General features: G+C 61.7%; 17 protein-coding genes. 4 read left to right on the top strand and 13 right to left on the bottom strand.

Features of this window, described 5'->3' with window-relative positions; genetic code table 11:
• Position 1 precedes the first annotated feature (1 nt).
• Positions 2-1339, bottom strand: coding sequence for a phosphoglucosamine mutase (gene glmM, locus HUV48_RS08520; RefSeq protein ID WP_176267395.1), 1338 nt, complete (start codon positions 1337-1339; stop codon positions 2-4).
• Between the two features lie 90 nt (positions 1340-1429).
• Here glmM and HUV48_RS08515 point away from each other — a divergent pair, with 90 nt between their 5' ends.
• Together HUV48_RS08515 and HUV48_RS08510 are read left to right on the top strand one after the other, a co-directional pair.
• Positions 1430-2719 carry a dicarboxylate/amino acid:cation symporter gene (locus HUV48_RS08515; protein WP_176267394.1) on the top strand — a complete coding sequence of 430 codons (1290 nt, stop codon included), beginning with the start codon at positions 1430-1432 and terminating at the stop codon, positions 2717-2719.
• An 88-nt stretch (positions 2720-2807) separates the two neighbouring features.
• Complete coding sequence (locus HUV48_RS08510; RefSeq protein ID WP_176267393.1) at positions 2808-3419, top strand: superoxide dismutase; 612 nt, start codon at positions 2808-2810, stop codon at positions 3417-3419.
• 72 nt (positions 3420-3491) lie between these two features.
• On the opposite strand, the gene HUV48_RS08505 is transcribed toward HUV48_RS08510, so the two are convergent.
• The 3 genes from HUV48_RS08505 to HUV48_RS08495 are packed head-to-tail and all read right to left on the bottom strand — an operon-like array spanning position 3492 to position 5527.
• Entirely contained in the window at positions 3492-4682 is a 1191-nt protein-coding gene (locus tag HUV48_RS08505; RefSeq protein WP_225871619.1) for an AI-2E family transporter, read from the bottom strand.
• A gap of 51 nt (positions 4683-4733) precedes the next feature.
• A complete protein-coding gene (locus tag HUV48_RS08500; protein ID WP_176267392.1) occupies positions 4734-5342 on the bottom strand; it encodes a sigma-70 family RNA polymerase sigma factor in 609 nt (202 codons plus the stop codon).
• The gene (locus tag HUV48_RS08495) at positions 5342-5527 is read right to left on the bottom strand and encodes a NepR family anti-sigma factor (protein ID WP_404799930.1); all 186 of its coding nucleotides are present in this window, start codon (positions 5525-5527) and stop codon (positions 5342-5344) included. The genes HUV48_RS08500 and HUV48_RS08495 overlap by 1 nt, the downstream gene beginning before the upstream one ends.
• A gap of 260 nt (positions 5528-5787) precedes the next feature.
• Here HUV48_RS08495 and HUV48_RS08490 point away from each other — a divergent pair, with 260 nt between their 5' ends.
• Entirely contained in the window at positions 5788-7458 is a 1671-nt protein-coding gene (locus tag HUV48_RS08490) for a CHASE domain-containing protein (RefSeq protein WP_176267391.1), read from the top strand.
• A gap of 54 nt (positions 7459-7512) precedes the next feature.
• On the opposite strand, the gene HUV48_RS08485 is transcribed toward HUV48_RS08490, so the two are convergent.
• Entirely contained in the window at positions 7513-8304 is a 792-nt protein-coding gene (locus HUV48_RS08485) for a response regulator (protein ID WP_176267390.1), read from the bottom strand.
• 267 nt (positions 8305-8571) lie between these two features.
• Here HUV48_RS08485 and HUV48_RS08480 point away from each other — a divergent pair, with 267 nt between their 5' ends.
• Positions 8572-9240: a Crp/Fnr family transcriptional regulator gene (locus HUV48_RS08480; RefSeq protein ID WP_176267389.1), complete on the top strand. Its 669-nt coding sequence runs from the start codon at positions 8572-8574 to the stop codon at positions 9238-9240.
• Between the two features lie 249 nt (positions 9241-9489).
• On the opposite strand, the gene HUV48_RS08475 is transcribed toward HUV48_RS08480, so the two are convergent.
• From HUV48_RS08475 to HUV48_RS08440, 8 genes are all read right to left on the bottom strand, one after another.
• On the bottom strand, positions 9490-9921 hold the full coding sequence (locus tag HUV48_RS08475) for a response regulator transcription factor (protein WP_176267388.1): 432 nt from the start codon (positions 9919-9921) through the stop codon (positions 9490-9492).
• A 91-nt stretch (positions 9922-10012) separates the two neighbouring features.
• Complete coding sequence (locus tag HUV48_RS08470; protein WP_176267387.1) at positions 10013-11170, bottom strand: N-acetyltransferase; 1158 nt, start codon at positions 11168-11170, stop codon at positions 10013-10015.
• Between the two features lie 42 nt (positions 11171-11212).
• The gene (locus HUV48_RS08465) at positions 11213-12031 is read right to left on the bottom strand and encodes a sterol desaturase family protein (RefSeq protein WP_318656073.1); all 819 of its coding nucleotides are present in this window, start codon (positions 12029-12031) and stop codon (positions 11213-11215) included.
• 162 nt (positions 12032-12193) lie between these two features.
• A complete protein-coding gene (locus HUV48_RS08460; protein ID WP_176267386.1) occupies positions 12194-12469 on the bottom strand; it encodes a hypothetical protein in 276 nt (91 codons plus the stop codon).
• Positions 12470-12505: 36 nt separating this feature from the next.
• Positions 12506-13600 (bottom strand): LPS export ABC transporter permease LptG, encoded by a 1095-nt coding sequence (gene lptG, locus HUV48_RS08455; protein ID WP_176267385.1) that lies wholly within the window; start codon positions 13598-13600, stop codon positions 12506-12508.
• A gap of 13 nt (positions 13601-13613) precedes the next feature.
• Positions 13614-14858 carry an LptF/LptG family permease gene (locus HUV48_RS08450; RefSeq protein ID WP_176267384.1) on the bottom strand — a complete coding sequence of 415 codons (1245 nt, stop codon included), beginning with the start codon at positions 14856-14858 and terminating at the stop codon, positions 13614-13616.
• A 108-nt stretch (positions 14859-14966) separates the two neighbouring features.
• Complete coding sequence (clpS, locus tag HUV48_RS08445; RefSeq protein WP_318656085.1) at positions 14967-15374, bottom strand: ATP-dependent Clp protease adapter ClpS; 408 nt, start codon at positions 15372-15374, stop codon at positions 14967-14969.
• Positions 15375-15551: 177 nt separating this feature from the next.
• Positions 15552-16388: a phasin family protein gene (locus HUV48_RS08440; RefSeq protein WP_176267383.1), complete on the bottom strand. Its 837-nt coding sequence runs from the start codon at positions 16386-16388 to the stop codon at positions 15552-15554.
• Positions 16389-16474 lie beyond the last annotated feature (86 nt).

Here is a 16474-nt window from a genome sequence, read left to right as displayed (position 1 = left end):
GTTACGCGGCTTTTCTTACCGCGTCGCAGATGCGGTCGACGACCGCCTCAACCTGTGCCTTGTCATCGCCTTCCGCCATCACGCGGATGACCGGTTCGGTCCCCGATGGGCGGATTACGAGCCGTCCTTTACCCTCAAGCTCTCGCTCGGCATCACTGATGGCCTGTTTGACATCATTGTGGTCGAGCGGCTTGCCGCCCTCGTATCGCACGTTCTTTAGTAGCTGCGGGACCGGATCGAACAGGTGCAGCATCTCGCTCGCCTTTTTGCCCGACTGCACCAGCGCTGCAAGCACCTGTAGCGCAGCAACCGTGCCGTCGCCGGTGGTCGCAGAATCGAGCAGGATCATGTGGCCCGACTGCTCGCCGCCGACGTTAAAGCCGCCCTCCTTCATCATTTCGAGCACGTAGCGGTCGCCAACCTTGGACCGGTGCAGCGCGAGCCCCTGACCTTGCAAATAGCGCTCCAGCCCGAGGTTCGACATGACGGTCGCGACGATCCCGCCGCCTCGCAGATCGCCGCTCTCAGCCATGCGCGTGGCGATCAGCGCCATGATCTGGTCGCCGTCGACGACCACGCCCTTCTCGTCGACCACGATCAGCCGGTCGGCATCTCCGTCGAGCGCGATGCCGATGTCGGCGCCCTCTTCGACCACTCGCGCTTTCACCGCTTCCAGCGAGGTGGACCCGACCTTGTCGTTGATGTTGCGCCCGTTGGGCTCGACCCCGAGCGTGACGACTTTCGCGCCGAGTTCCCAGATCGCCGACGGGGTCACTTCGTAAGCCGCGCCGTTCGCGCAGTCGACGACCACCTTCAGCCCGTCGAAGCGGACCTCCTGCGGCAGGCTCATCTTGACCGCGTGGATATAGCGTCCGCGCGCATCCTCGATCCGGCGCGCACGCCCGATGTCGGGAGCCGCGGCAAGCGTCGGCTCATTCGCCATCTCGCGCTCGATCGCAAGTTCGTCATCGTCGGACAGCTTGAACCCGTCGGGGCCGAACAGCTTGATGCCGTTATCCTCGAAAGGATTGTGACTGGCGGAGATCATCACGCCGAGGTCGGCGCGCATCTCGCGCGTCAGTAACGCAATGGCCGGCGTCGGCAGCGGTCCGGTCATGATCACGTCCATCCCGACGCTGGTGAAGCCGGCGACGAGCGCGCTTTCCATCATATAGCCCGAAAGCCGCGTATCCTTGCCGATGACCACGCGGTGCCGGTGATCGCCGCGCAGGAAGTGCTTGCCGGCCGCCTGGCCGACGCGCATGGCCGTCGCCGCGGTCATCACCCCGTCGTTGGTGCGCCCGCGAATACCGTCGGTGCCGAAAAATTGTCGCGCCATTGCTGTCTTCCGTATTTCTGGGTTCGGCCCTCGGGCCGGGAATTGCCACGCGCCTTAGCCGCGTTACAGAGGGAATGAAAAGGGGCAGCGATGGTCGACAACTCTAAACATCCGGCAAATAAGTCCGGCAACACAGACGCTTCGCCGCGTCTCGTGACGATCCGCCTGCCCGTCTGGTGGACCATGGGCGGCCTGATCGCCGGCCTTCTCGTCGGGATGATAACGGCAGAGACCGATCTTGGCGCCATGCTGGCCACCATTACGGAGCCGGTCGGGACGCTGTGGCTGCGCGCGCTCCAGATGACGATCATCCCCTTAGTCGCGGCGCTGCTGGTCATGGGCATCTCGCAGCTCGCCAAGGCGGCCAGCGCGGGCAGCACGGCTCGGCGCATGCTGCTACTCGTATTCGTCATCCTCGTTCTCGGCGGGATCGCCAGCGTCGTCCTCATGCCCCTGCTGCTGGAGGTTTTCCCGATACCCGCGTCGGCGGGAGCTTTCCTGTCGGACAGCGCGGGCGAGGCGCAGCCGGTGCCCGAGATCGCCGAGTTCCTGAAGTCGCTGATCGCCCCGAACCTGTTTGCCGCGGCAAGCGAGACGGCGATGCTGCCGCTGACCATCTTCTTCGCGCTTCTTGCGCTGGCGCTGCAGCGTATTCCGGAAAGCCAGCGCGCGACGCTGCTCGCCTTCTTCCATGCGCTCGCCAACGCGATGCTGGTCATCATCGGCTGGGTGCTGTGGCTGGCACCGGCAGGTGTGTTCGCGCTGGCGGTAGGCGTCGCAGCCCGCGCAGGTGGCGGCGCGTTCCTAGCGCTCGGCCACTACATCGCTGTCGTATCGGCAATGGGCGCGGTCATCCTGCTCGCTGCCTATGTCATCGGCATCGGCCTCGCGCGTATCGGGCCGGGCCGGTTCTTTACCGCACTCCTGCCCGCCCAGGCCGTTGCCATCTCGACGCAGAGCTCGCTCGCCAGCCTGCCCGCAATGCTCGACAGCGCCAAGCGCCTCGACATCCGCGAGGAGGTCGCCGAATTCGTCCTGCCGCTGGCCGTCGCCATCTTCCGCGCGACTAGCCCGGCGATGAACCTCGCCGTGGCGGTCTACGTCGCCTATCTCGCCGGTGTAGAGCTTACTCCGACCGCCCTGATCGCGGCGGTTGCGGTGGCTTTCGTCATATCGATCGGTTCGGTCAGCCTGCCCGGCTCGATCAGTTTCGTCATCTCGATCGGTCCGATTGCGCTCGCGATGGGTGTCCCGATCGAGCCGCTCGCTATCCTCGTCGCGGTGGAGATGCTGCCCGACATTATGCGCACGCTGGCTAACGTCACCATGAACGTGGCAGTCGCTTGCGCGGTCGACCGTTCGGCTGGGGCAAGAGACTGACCTTCCGGTACAGAATCTTTGCAACCCTTCGCTTCACGGCGCGTTATTAACCATGAACCCCACATAAACGAATAGCAGGAGACTAGCTTTGGCTTTCAAGCTCATGGAATTGCCCTATGGCGAAACCGCTCTCGACCCGGCCGTATCGGCGGAAACCCTTTCCTACCATCACGGCAAGCACCATCAGGCCTATATCGACAAGACCAACAAGGCGATCGACGGCACGGACCACGCCGACAAGTCGCTCGAGGAAGTGATCGCGGCGGCCCGCGGCTCGGACCAGGGCCTGTTCAACAATTCCGCGCAAAGCTGGAACCACGGTTTCTACTGGCATTCGATGGCGGAAGATAAGGGCCATCCTTCCGAAGAACTGAAATCCATGATCGAACGCGACTTCGGCTCCATGGACGACCTCAACGACAAGCTGGCCGAACGCGGCGCAGGCCACTTCGCCAGCGGCTGGGTGTGGCTTGCGGAAAAGGACGGCAAGCTGTCCATCGAGGAAACACACGACGGCGACACGCTGGCGGATAGCGACTTCAACCCGCTGCTCACCATCGACCTGTGGGAGCACGCCTATTATCTCGATCACCAGAACAAGCGCCCGGAATATCTAAAAGCCGTGATCAGCGAAAAGCTGAACTGGAGCTTCGCGTCCGAAAATCTCGCTCGCGGCGAAACATGGTCGTACCCCGGCTGATCTTCACGGTTAGCTAGAACATCAAACCCGTCGATGCCCACGCGGTGTCGGCGGGTTTTCTTTGCCCAGAACTCAGGCGGCTTGCCCGGTCGTCTGCTCGGCTTCGATCTGCATCGCCCGCGCGGTTGCGGGAAAGAGCGACTCGCCGAACACAAAGCCGATCAGGTTGGGGCGCCCGACGTGGTCGAAGAACGCGGTCAGTGTCAGCAGGATCGGCACGGAAAGGAGCGCGCCGACGAAACCCCAGATCCAGCTGAAATAGCTGAGAGCGATCAGGATCATAACCGGGCTCATCGTGAAACGCGCACCGAGGATGGACGGCGTGACGACGTTCGCTTCGATCGTATGCAGGCCGAGATAGGCCGCGGCCGGTAGCAGGCCGAGCAGGATCGTCTCCGACGTACCGATGCCGAAGAAGCTCAGGATCAGGACCATGGCGAGCGGTCCGATATAGGGCAGGAAGTTGAGCAGCATCGCGAGGCCGCCCCACATGATCGGCGCATCCACTCCGAGCAGCCAAGCGCCCAGCGTCACCACCACGCCGACACCTGCGTTGATGCAGGTCACGGTGAAGATGTAGGCCGCTACCCTGTCCTGCACTTCGCGCATAACCCGCGCAGCCTTGACGCTCGAGCCGAGTGACGAGCGATCGAACAGCAGCCGCTGCCGCAGCCGCGTGCGCGCCTCGATCATGAAGAACGTCATCAGGAAAGCGAGCAGCGTTTCGATGAGCACGCTCGGCGTGGCGAAAGCGAGCTCCTCTAGCAGGGTCGGACCTTCGACAACGACCCCTTCCGACGTCGTGCCCATCACCTCGCCGAGCTTTTCGTTGAGTTGCGCGATCCAGAAGAACTGCTCGCGCAGTTCGTAGAACCTGAGGCTTACCGTGTCGATCAGCGCCGGCAGGCGTTCGACCAGCGCGATCGCCGGCTGCAAGATCAGGGTGAGCGCGAGAATGAGGATAGCGAAAAACGCCAGCAGCGCGAACAGCGACGCAAACACGTTCGGCACGCCGAACTCGGCCAACCGGTCGGCGAGCGGTGACAGGATGATGGTGAGAACGATTGCCGAAACGAGCGGCAGGAAGACGACCGATCCGATCGAAAGCACGAAGGGAAGCGCGAAGAACAGCCCCAGCCCCAACAACACGACAAGCGCCGACATCAGGCGCAGTTCCTGCGAAGCGGTGGTCGCTGCCGGCTCCTCCAATGCGGGCGAGGCTGCCTCCACGGCCTGCGGCGGGCCTGCGTCCATGTCGGTCATTTCCGCTGAGGTAGCGGCGAACCGCCGTGGCCGGGTGTCACTTGTCGCCCGTCAGGAACGCGCCGCAATGCCGTTACCCGCGGCGACATCATCCAGCTCTTCGAGGATCGCGCGATGCGCTGCCTCGTCATCGATATGGCGTTTCGGGATATCCCCGTCCGTCAGCATCGAGGTGAGCGCTGCGCGTGCACGCCCGACCCGGCTCTTGATCGTACCGATCGCGCAGCCGCAGATTTCCGCCGCCTCTTCATAGGAGAAGCCGCCAGCCCCGACCAGCAGCAGTGCCTCGCGCCGCTCCGGCGGCAGCGTAAGCAGGGCGCGGTGCATGTCCGACAGGTGGATCGGCTCTTCCTGTCCGGCGGGCGCCGTCAGGATGCGCTCAGCGACACCTTCGTCGTATTCGCCGCGAAAGCGGTTGCGGCGCATGTCGGTAAGATAGGCATTGCGCAGAATCACGAAGGTCCATGCACGCATGGACGTGCCGGGCTCGAAACGCTGCTGCGCGGCCCACGCCTTCAGCATCGTTTCCTGAACGAGATCGTCGGCCATATCCGCGCGTCCGCACAGACCGCGCGCGAAGGCGCGCAGGTGCGGGACGACCTGCGTCAATTCCTGCTTGAAGTCGGCTTGCTCCGCAGCCGTGCGCTTATTCGACCCCATCAATCGCCTTTGTTGTCCAGTTTCGACAGCAGATCCTTGAAGCTGTCAGGCAATTCCTCGTCTACCACAGAATCATACAACTGTCGCAGTCCGTTTGCCCATTCGGCGTCCGTGACATCCTTTTTTTTGGTGGCGCTGATTTCGGCGCTGCCCGTGCCACCTTTGTCTTTGTTACCCGCCATCATGGAATATCACAAATGTCCTGTCATAACCCTACTACAAAAGCCGAACGAACCAGCCGATCGCCGTGGCATCGAAGCGTTCGAAAACGCGCCGAAAACCTGCCGTAACCCCGATCAAATTGGGGAACGATGCGGTTTCTCTATGGTTCCCTGCCTATACGCGATTGTCATTTGACAATTTTGACCATCATGTCGAGTTAATTCAAGGAATGGCGTGCGCAGTGCAGCAGGTTCCCTATTGCCATCAGTGATGCGGAGCGCCCATGGCCGGGCGTAATTCCGATCCGGCATCATCGCGGCGATTGCTGTTGCGCTTTCCTCGGGCGCTACCGGTCGCGATCTTCGTGCTCATCACGGCTATCACGGCCTTCAGCGTCTTCGCAATCGAACGGGGCGAGCGCAGCGGCGAGCGGGCGGAAATGGCCCGCCTCGCAGAGTCGGCCGGCGCCTCGCTCGAACTGAACGCCGCTACCAACGCGTCCTATTTGCGCGCGGCCGCCGCTCTAATCGGTGCGCTCGACGAAGTCAGCAACGCCAGTTTCGGCGAGATCATTCGTGAACTGCGCCTGGAGCGCAGCTACAGCGGCGCCGAGGGTATCGGCTGGGCGCCATATCTCGAAACCGGCTCTCCCGGCGCGGCGACCGCAGCGCAGCAGCGTTTTCAGGAGGAGACCGGCCGCCCGATCTATCCGTCGCTACTCGACCGGCAGAGCGAGCACAGCGCACCGGTCATGTTCCTCGTACCCGACAATGCGCGCAACGATGTCGCGATCGGGTTCGACATGTATTCCAACGAACGGCGCCGGGAAGCGATGGACCGCGCGGCTGCCGAAAACGCGCCGGTTTTCAGCGGTCCGGTGCAATTGGTGCAGGACAATCCCGAGCCGCGGCCGGGCTTCCTTGCATATATGCCGGTCTTCGCCGGCGACGACGGACAGGGCCAACTACGCGGATTTCTCTACAGCCCGTTCAATGCGCAGACCTTCCTGAGTTCGGCTGTTCCGGACGACGATCCGGTAAGAGGGGGAATGGGCGTCTATCTTTTTGACGGTGCTCCGTCGGACCAGGCCCTGCTCGCGGCGCTTCCTTCCAGCGAGAGGACGGGACGCTATTTCACCAAGCCGCTTACGATCGGCAACCAGCGGATGACGCTGGTCGTCGAATCCGCGCGCTCGGAAGCGCTATCCAAGCTGTCGATGCTGACCCTTCTGTTCGGACTGCTCGTCGCCAGCCTCCTGATGCTGGTGGTGCGCTTGCTGACGAAGCAGGCGCGCGAGGACGAAAAGTCTCTCGCCTGGTTGCAAGAGCAGAATTCGATCCGCAATTCGCTGACCCGCGAACTCAACCACCGGGTCAAGAACACGCTCGCGAACGTTCTTTCCATCATGGCCCTTACGCGTAAGCGCGCATCCAGCCTCGACGAGTTTGCCAACGCCCTCGACGGCCGTATCCGCGCACTGTCGGCAACCCACGACCTGCTGACGCAATCGGACTGGAACACCACGCCGATCGAAGCCGTCGTCGACGCTGAACTTGCCCCCTACGCGCAGAGTACCGACAGCATCGTTCGCCGCTCCGGCCCAGACGTCGAGCTTGCGCCCAACGATGCCCTGTCGCTGGGAATGGCGCTTCACGAACTCGCTACCAATGCGGCGAAATACGGAGCGCTGAGCCGCCCGGGCGGAACGGTGGCGATCGACTGGAGCCTGACGGATACCGGACTGGCGCGGCTTCACTGGGAAGAATCCGGCGGTCCGGCGGTCGAGCAGATGCGCGGACGCGGTTTCGGCACCGATCTCATCGAGAAGATCGTGGCGCACGAACTGCGTCATCCGGTCGAGCTGTCGTTCGCCAGAACGGGCGTCACGTGCACGCTGCACGTGCCGGTTCGTCAGCCGAGCGAGTTCAGGATGCGAGCGGGAAAGAACAAATAAAAAATCGCCCGCGCACGAGGCGCGAGCGATCCTTTTCGGCTAGAGCCGGAACGTTCAGTTCTTGTCTTTGGCTCCGAAGAACAGCGCCTGGCTGATCGCTGCGCGCACCGTCTGTTCCTGAAATGGCTTGGTCACGAGATAGGTCGGCTCCGGACGGTCGCCGGTCAGCAGCCGTTCCGGGTAGGCCGTGATGAAAATCACCGGCACGCTGCCTATGGCGAGAATATCGTCCACCGCATCGAGACCGGAGGAACCGTCGGCCAACTGAATATCGGCCAGCACGAGGCCCGGCGTCTTTTCCGCCACGACTTCCTGTGCCTGCGTACGGGTCGCGGCCGTGCCGCAAATATCGTGACCTAGTGACTTCACCAGATCTTCGAGCTGCATGGAGATCAGCGGCTCGTCCTCGATGATGAGCACGCTGGTATTGGCTTCGCGGTCAATTTCGCCGACTGCGTCCTGCACCAGTTCGTTCACCCGGTCAGGTGAAAGTTCCATGATCTGCGCCGCATCCTCGACCGAGAAATCTTCCAGGGTCGTGAGCAGCAGCGCCTGCCGGTTGAGCGGCGTGATCGCCTTCAGGCCGGTTTCCGCACCACCCTCGTCACCGATCTCGCTGTCGCGCCCGTCGGACACTTCCATATAGGCCGAAGACCAGACCTTGTTGAAGGCCGTATAAAGCGGTACGCGGCCACCTTCGAGCGAGGACTTTACCTCGTCGTCGGCCAGCGCGGCTTCCAGGGTAGCACGAACGAAGGCATCTCCAGTGGCTTGCGATCCAGTAAGAGCGCGGGCGTAACGCCGCAGGTAAGGCAGATTTTTCGCGATTTGATCGCCAAGCGACATAGTTAACTCCCGATAAGTAGGCGCTGCCGAAACGCGTGGCCGCGTGGGCGGTTCCAGTCAATGCCCGCGTGGCGAGCGAGGACGAAGAAATAACCGCGCGCAACTTTGCGCTCGCAACAAGCAGCTTATGGCATTTGACTTTCTCATCCGATAAAGCAATGAATTTCCGGGCGGATATGGGGGGGCATCTTGGAAACTTTAAGCAGCGTCACACCCTGCGCGCAGTGCCCCTTGCAGTATTGCGACGGGTTGCGGCCGCTCGCGGAAATGCAGCTTGCCTACATGCAGGAATACAAGTCCGGCGAGGTGTTCGTAGGGCGCGGCCAGCATCTGCTGAAACAGAACACGACGACCGACCATCTCTATACCGTGCTCGGCGGCGTCATGCTTCGCTACCGGACGCTCGATGACGGGCGGCGGCAGATCGTCAACTTCCTGTTTCCCGGCGACCTCATCGGCCTGCAAAGCGCCTTCGACGACGAAGTGTGCCATTCCGTCGAAGCGCTGGTCGACAGCCGCCTGTGCCGGTTCGAGAAGCAGGACTTCCACGATCTGATCGTCAAGCATCCGAGCCTGGGCTTCGACATCACGTGGCTCGCCGCAAAGGAGGAAACGGCGCTCGAAAGCCATCTCGTGTCGCTCGGCCAGCGTTCGGCGAAAGAGCGCGTGACTTACCTTGCCGTCTGGCTGCTGAACCGGGCATCGGCGACCGGAATGCTCGAAGACGACAACCGCCTTACGCTGCCGATCAAGCAGGCGCAGATAGCCGATATGCTTGGACTGTCCCTCGTCCATACGAACAGGACGCTGAAGGCTTTGAGCCGCGAAGGGCTGGTCGATTGGAAGCCGGGCCGCATTCGCATCGCGGACATAGACAAGGCCGCGAAGTATGCGGAAGTGCCGCGTTACTCAAAGAACGATCGACCATTTATTTAGCTGCTAATCCATAGGCTTAGGGGAGTCGAAAAATTTCTGGACGCTTCGGGGAACCACTTTTTATCCGGCGCATTTTCCTATTGTCACCGCCGAGACCCCCCCTCCCGTCCAAGCGGCTGTGACACGATCCCGAAAGGCCTCCACTTACGAAAGTGGAGGCCTTTTTTCTTGCATGAACCGATGTGTTGCTACACGCGCAGACAAGGGCGATCGGTTCTGATCGGGCAGAAGTCCGGAAGTGTTGGAACCCTAGCTAATGGCGTTCTTGAGCCGGTTCAGCAGGCCTTCCTTGCGCGGCCTGCGCATGAGGTCGAGCAGCTCCTTCGCCTCGAACGGCTTGCGCATAACCGGACCCATCTCGGCGATGCCGGCAGGAATGTCTTCCGGCGCTCCGGTCGAAAAGATGATCTGCGGCGCGTTAGGCTTGAGCGACTGAACCAGTTCGGCGATCGCCCAGCCGTCGTCACTATCGGCAAGATGGACGTCCAGGATCACGACGTCGGGCTTCTCGGTGCGGAGCAATGCCATCGCCTGATGCGTCGTGGCGCAGCTTTCCACCGTCGGAATGCCCGCATCGCGGAAGCAGTCCTCCATCGCCATGGCGAGAACGGCATTGTCCTCCACGATCAGCACGTGATCGGGCAGCGTTAGTTCAGGCTTGCCGGGTTGCGCTCCGCCCATTGTCGGCAGGTCTCCACAAAGGATTGCGAGAAAAGTGCTTTCTATACGGTGCTGCAACGGCGAAGGTTCCTTGGTGCCGTGCATCAACCGCTCATATCTCCTTCACATAGATAGCATATTCGCGGTTTATGTCACTGTCGATCGCTTCGGCAATCGCAACCATTCCCTGATTGTCGTCAAGGATCCAGCCCACCTCTCCGTCGACCGCTTGAAACTTCTCTGCGGAGATGCGCCGGATACGGTCGATCATCATGAAGGCAAGCTGGCTCGCCATGCGCGAATTGTGATATTCCTTCAGCACGCCCATCAGCGGAACGCGCATCCCGGTGCCCCTCGGTTTTCTCAGCCAGCGCAGCATCTTGATCCAGCCGAACGGAAAGAGCTTGCCGCCCGTCTCGCGCAGCACGTCGTTGACGTTCGGGATCGTCATGATGAAGGCGACCGGCCGCCCGTCGAGCTCCGCGATCAGGTTGATGTCGGGATGCAGGATCGCCTTCAGCTTCTTTGCGGCATAGGCGATCTCGCGGTCGGTAAAGGGTACGAAGCCCCAATTGCCGGACCAAGCGTCGTTAAGGATGTGCAGGACGGTCTGCACCTCCTCATCGTAATTGCGCAGATTGAGCGGGCGCACGTTGATGTGCGGATTTCGCTCGCCCGACTTCACGATACGCTCGACGATTGGCGGGAACTCGCGCTGCACCGGCAGGGCATAGGTGTAGAGCGATTTCTCGTGGCAGTATCCTGCCGCCTCGATCCACTGCCGGTAATGCTCTGGATGGTGGCCCATCATTATCATCGGCGGATGCTCGAAGCCCTTGATGAGCAGGCCCGGCTCTTCCCAGATCGACAGGGACAGCGGGCCGAGGACGCGCGAGACACCGCGCTCTTTCAGCCAGGCTTCTGCCGTTTCGAGCAGCCGCGCCGCAACCTCACCGTCTGCCGCGTCGAAATAGCCGAACGAACCCGAACCCGGACCGAAGCCCTGCTCCGGCGGCGTCTTTTCCGCTTCGTGGTCGATATGCGCGGAGATGCGCCCGACGCATTCCCCGCCCCGCTTGGCAAGGAATAGCTGGACGCTCGCATGCGCGAAGAACGGATTGCGCGCCGGGTCGATCAGTTCGAGCTGCTCGGAACGTAGCTGCGGCACGGCGTTGGGCGTGGCGGCGGCAAAGGCCCGGCCGCAGTCCACGAAGGCTTCGCGGTCCTTCCGGTTCGCCGCGTCGAGCGGCTCGATGGTGATCGCGTTCATGCGCGAAGCATCTAGCGCCGCCCGGTAATCGACGCCAGAGCGTTAGCCTTGCGCTTCGGCCTTCTTGGCTTCCGCCATGGCACGCCTGCGGGGGTGGCCGCTGGCGATCCCGCCCGACAAGTCCTTCACCCAAGGATAGGTCTTCGCCACTTCCTCGTCATAGCCGAGGTTGAACACGGTCGGCGAACGCTTCGGAATGTCCTTCTTCTCGTAATAGGTGCCGAGCAGCCGGTCCCAGAAGTAGTTCGTGATCCCGTAATTTCCGTTCTCGTGGAAATAATGGTGTTCGTTGTGGCGCTGCTTCATGTGCTGCACCCACTTCCATTTCGGCTTGAAGGAGAGGTGCTGGATGCAGTGCATGAACTCGTAATAGCAGGTCGTCAGCAATCCGGCGGTCAGCGCGGCAAGCGCCCCGCCCGGCCCAGCGATCAGCCAGCCGATCGGGACCGTCGCAACCGCGATCGTCGGTAGCGTCGTGTGCAAGGCGCCGAACAGGACCGACAGGTCGTTAGGGTCCTGATGGTGGTCGTAGTGAATGCGCTTCCACGTCGGGGAGAGCCACTTGGACTTCCACATCCATTTGCCGTGCAGGACATACTGGTGGAGCAAATGCCAGACCAGCGGATAGACGATCACGCCGGCGGCAAAAGCCGCCGCCGTACCGAGCGGGCTTGCCGGAAACTGCGTGTAAAGCGCGACAGCGACCGCGGTCAGCGCCAGATACGCGATGATCGTGTAGTGCTGGAAATACGCAACGATCAGCTCGCCCAGCGTCATCCGGTCGAGATAATGGCTCCGCTTCCAGAACGGCAATTCGCTGTTGTCCTTGGCGGTGCTGATATCGTCGAAATTACGGGCCACGAGGGTTTGTCCTGTCTAGCGGTGAGAGGCGGATTTAGCGCTTGGACGGGCAAATTTCCACCAGCCCGGTCCGAAGCGCAATGCGGTGTTGCTGCGACGCAACATACGTACTCGCCGGTTAATCACCCCTGACTGGACCTTCGCGGAGCCTCTGTCGCGGCGTCAGAGATCAATGTCGGCTTCGACGCCGTCCTCATTGACGCGCGCTTTCACGCCTTCCTCGTCGATGTTCGCGTCGACCCCGTCTTCGCCGAAAGTGACGTTCGATCCGGTAACCCCGTCAACCGGCTCGATCTCTTCCACCTGAGGCTCGGTAGTCGCAGCCGGATCCGCCGTTTCCATTGCGGCAGTTTCGGTTTCGGTTGCCGGCTCCGGTTCTGCGCATGCAGCCAATGCGGTGAGGAAGCTAAGCGAGGCGATGGCGGCGATGTTTTTCATGGCGGTTCCCTTTACAGATGCGAACGCTCCGTGCGCCTATTCCTCGGTGCGCACAAGCACCGTTTCGCCGATCAGGAGGAACAGGAAGAACGGCGCCCACGCTGCGAGGAACGGCGGATAGCCGCCGAAACTTCCCATCGCGAGTGCGGCATTGTCGACCACGAAGTAGGCGAAGCCGAGCGCCATGCCAATCAGCGCGCGAACGAACAGTGCGCCCGACCGGGCGAGGCCGAATGCCGCAATCCCGCCCAGCAGCGGCATGAGCAGCGAGGAGAGCGGCCCGGAAAGCTTGTGCCACCATTTGGAGCGCAGTTCGTCCGTATTGCGGCCGGCTGTTTCATACGTATCGATCGTCTCGCCGAGTGCGAAGAAGGATACGGTGTCGGGATCGATGCTCGACAGATCGACTTCGCCCGGCGTCAGGTCTGGTGCGACTACCACCGATTCCACCGGCTCCGCCCCTGCGTTCTCGACCGTGAAACGCTCGGCATCCGTCAGCCGCCAGCCGGGCGCGGCAAACTCGGCGCGCGGACTGCGGATCTGCTCGACGATCTGCCCCTCCGGACTGCGCCGGTACCACGTCACGCCGTCCATGGTTATATCGTTGCCGGTGCCGGAAACGGATGCAGCCGAGAGTATGTCCGGCCCGTCCATCAGATAGACGTTTGCTCGCACGCCCGAATCTTCCGGGATCGTGCCGTAGTCGTTCGCCTGCCATGCCTTGAGGGTCGCCGTGGCCCTAGTCACGACCCGCTCGTTGAACACGAAACTCACGGCGGATACCGCGAGCGCGGCGAACAGTAGCGGCGCCAGAACCTGATGCGCCGAAAGACCCGCCGCCTTCATCGCGATGACCTCGCTGTTCTGATTGAGGACGAGCAGCGTCAGGATCGTCGCCAAAAGGACGGAATAGGGCAGGAAGCGCGCCACGAGCTGCGGGATACGCAGGCTCGCATATTGTAGCAGTTCGGCCTGTCCATTCCCCTCGACGGCGAGGATCGTGCCGCTGGTGGACAGAAGGTCCAGCATCATCAGGACCAGCACCAGCATGACCAGCACGGCGAGAATGCGCACGACGAACAACTTCGCAAGGTAGCGGGTAAGCGTCATCGACGGGAAGAAATCAAGCATTTCCTAAGGCCGCCTATTCCGCCGGGGCCGGTATGGCGTTTGCGCCCTTGGAACGGCGGCGTATCTTGAAGATGCGGCGGATACCCTTGGCGGTCTTCGCGGCGGCGGATTCGAGCGCGCCGATCGCCTGACCGCCCGGAACGTAAGCGACGCGGTAGAACATCCAGATGATGAGCGCGGCGAACAGCAGGAACGGCACCCACAGCGCCACGAAGGGTTCGACGCGTCCGAGCGCTGCCACGTCCTCTCCGTATTGATTCACCTTGTGGTAGGCGACAACCATCACGATCGAGACGAACACGCCCAGTGCGCTGGTAGATCGCTTGGGCGGTATGCCGAGCGCGACGGCGAGCAGCGGAAGAAGTAGCATCATCACCACTTCGACCAGCCGGAAGTTGAAACTCGCCTGACTGGCATCGCGCTTGGCCTCGGGTGCGGTACTGTTCCAGCCGATTCGGAGAAGTTCGGGCAGAATATACTCGCGCTCCGCATCGCCGCGATCCCGGAACGCCTCGATCGCGGGCAGGTCTATCGGCAGATTGTGCTCGGTGAAGCTGAGAACGCGCGGAGCTTCCTCGTCGGCGGTGCCGCCCATGTCCTGCACGATCGTGCCGTTCGATAGGCGCAGGATTATGGTATCGGGATTATCGGTCGTCGCGAGGAACGCGCCTTCTTCGGCGGAGATCGACAGGACGTCGCCCTGCTCGCTCGCGACCCGCGCGAAAATGCCTTGGAGCCGGCGTCCGTCGTCCTCGCTGTCGTCGATCCGCAGCGCCATTCGGTCGGCGAGCGAGGTGAATTCGCCCACCTTGATCGATGCACCCAATGCGCCTGAGCGAAGCTCGTATTCGAGTTGTTCGTAGTAATAGCGGCTGACCGGCTGGATGTAGAACACCAGCGCGACGTTGATCGCGATCAGCACCGCAGTGATGATGTACGGCACACGCAGCATCCGCCCGTAGCCCATTCCGACGCCCCGCAGCGTATCGAGCTCGCTCGAAGTCGCGAGCTTACGGAAGGCGAGAAGGATGCCGAGCATAAGACCCAGCGGGATCGCGAGGCTCGCGTATTCGGGGATGAGGCTGGCGAGCATCTTGAACACGACGCCGACCGGGCCGCCCTCGGTCGAGACGAACTCGAACAGGCTGAGCATCTTGTCCAGCAGCAGCAACGTCGCGGCGAGCGCGAATACGCCGAGCATCGGCACGATGACCAGGCGGAAGATGTAGCGGTCTATGGAGGGGATGAAGCTGAACAATGCGCCGCTGTCGGAAGCTGAAAGGGTACTGCGGCCTTCGACCTTAGCGCGCCAGTGCGCTCACGTCATGTCCAATTGCGTAATCGCGGTTACGCAAGCGCGAAGCGATCAGGCCTTTTCCAGCGTGCACTGCAGCGGATGCTGGTTCTGCTTAGCAAAATCCATTACCTGATTGACCTTGGTTTCGGCCACTTCGTACGGGAAAACCCCGCATACCCCGACGCCCTTCTGGTGGACGTGAAGCATGACGCGCGTCGCTTCCTCGAGGTTCATGCGGAAGAACCGCTTCAGCACCATCACGACGAACTCCATCGGAGTGTAATCGTCGTTCAGCAGCAGCACCTTGTACTGGCTAGGCTTCTTGGGCTTGGCCCGCGTTTTCGTCGCGATGCCGACCTGGCTGTCGTCGTCCGAGCCGCCGCCCTTGCCGTCGTCTTCACCGGCAGCGCGCAGAACCAGATGTTCAGCGGCGTCTTCGAAAGAAGCGTGGTCAGAGAGGACGAGAGAATAGCGCATGGTGGAACAGGCAATATCGTGATGCGGCGGTGAAGCGCAAGGTGTCGTGGTCATGTTTGGAAGGCGCTTCGCCGCGCCATTGTCTTCAAGCGTAGCGAGGCAAACCGGCCCAGACGCAAAAAGGGCCAAGCGGTTTCCCGCCCGGCCCTTTTTTGATCCGGTCAAAGGTGACTTACCTTACGCAGCCTTCGAAACCTTTTCGACGGCGACGCTGACGCGGTTGGAAACCGGTGCGAACGTGTCATTGACGAGCTTCATCAGCATCTCGGTGTTCTTCGACGTCTGCGAGATCGCGGTATCGAAGTTGCGGCGGGCGATTTCGCCCTGCAGCTGCATCAGTTCGGTCGGCGACTTGGCAGCGGCCATCTTCTTCACGTCGTCGGTCATCGTTTCGTAAGCCGATTTCGTGTCTTCGACGGCCATGCGGCTGAAGTTCTGCATGCCGGTCGTAAAGACCTTCGACGATTCGACCAGTGCTTCGACGTTGCCCTTACCGAATTCGGTCATTTCGGACGCGACTTCGGTGGTCTTTTCGTAAGCGGTCTTCATTCGTGCCTGCATGTCGGCAGCGGCATCCTGCATGGAGGACGTCATTTCGATATTCGGTGCGGTAGCCATGATTGTATCCTTCGTGATCTTGGTAGTCTGTTCGGGTTTGGTATTCGAAACCGCCTCGGGGGCCGGCGTCGCCTCGGGTGCAGGCGCAGCCTTCTTCTTGGCAGCAGATTTCTTCATCGGAGGTATCTTCGCCGGTTTCGGAGCAGCCGGTTTCTGGGGGGCTTGCTTCTTGGAAGTCTTCTTCGCCGGAGCAGTATCCTTCGCCGCAGCGTCTTCCGACGATGCGCGAGCATCGACGGCATCAGCGACTGCTTCTACTGCCACGTCTTCCACCGGAGAGTCCGCAATGGCCTCGGCGACTTTCTTCGCGCTGGCCTTTTCGGTCGCAGCCTCGGCATAAGCCTTCTCGGCCTGTCCGTCGGTCTTGCTATCGTTGTCCTTCTTGGCGGTCGCCATAATATCCTCGCATTTGTTGCAGTGCACAAAATACGGATTGGCAGCCTGAAGTCAAGGACTTTTTGTGCAGTGCAGCATTTTTGAGG

The sequence above is a fragment of the Qipengyuania atrilutea genome (assembly GCF_013370205.1).
GTDB classification, from domain to species: domain Bacteria; phylum Pseudomonadota; class Alphaproteobacteria; order Sphingomonadales; family Sphingomonadaceae; genus Actirhodobacter; species Actirhodobacter atriluteus.
This window is presented reverse-complemented; position numbering and strand designations above follow the sequence as displayed.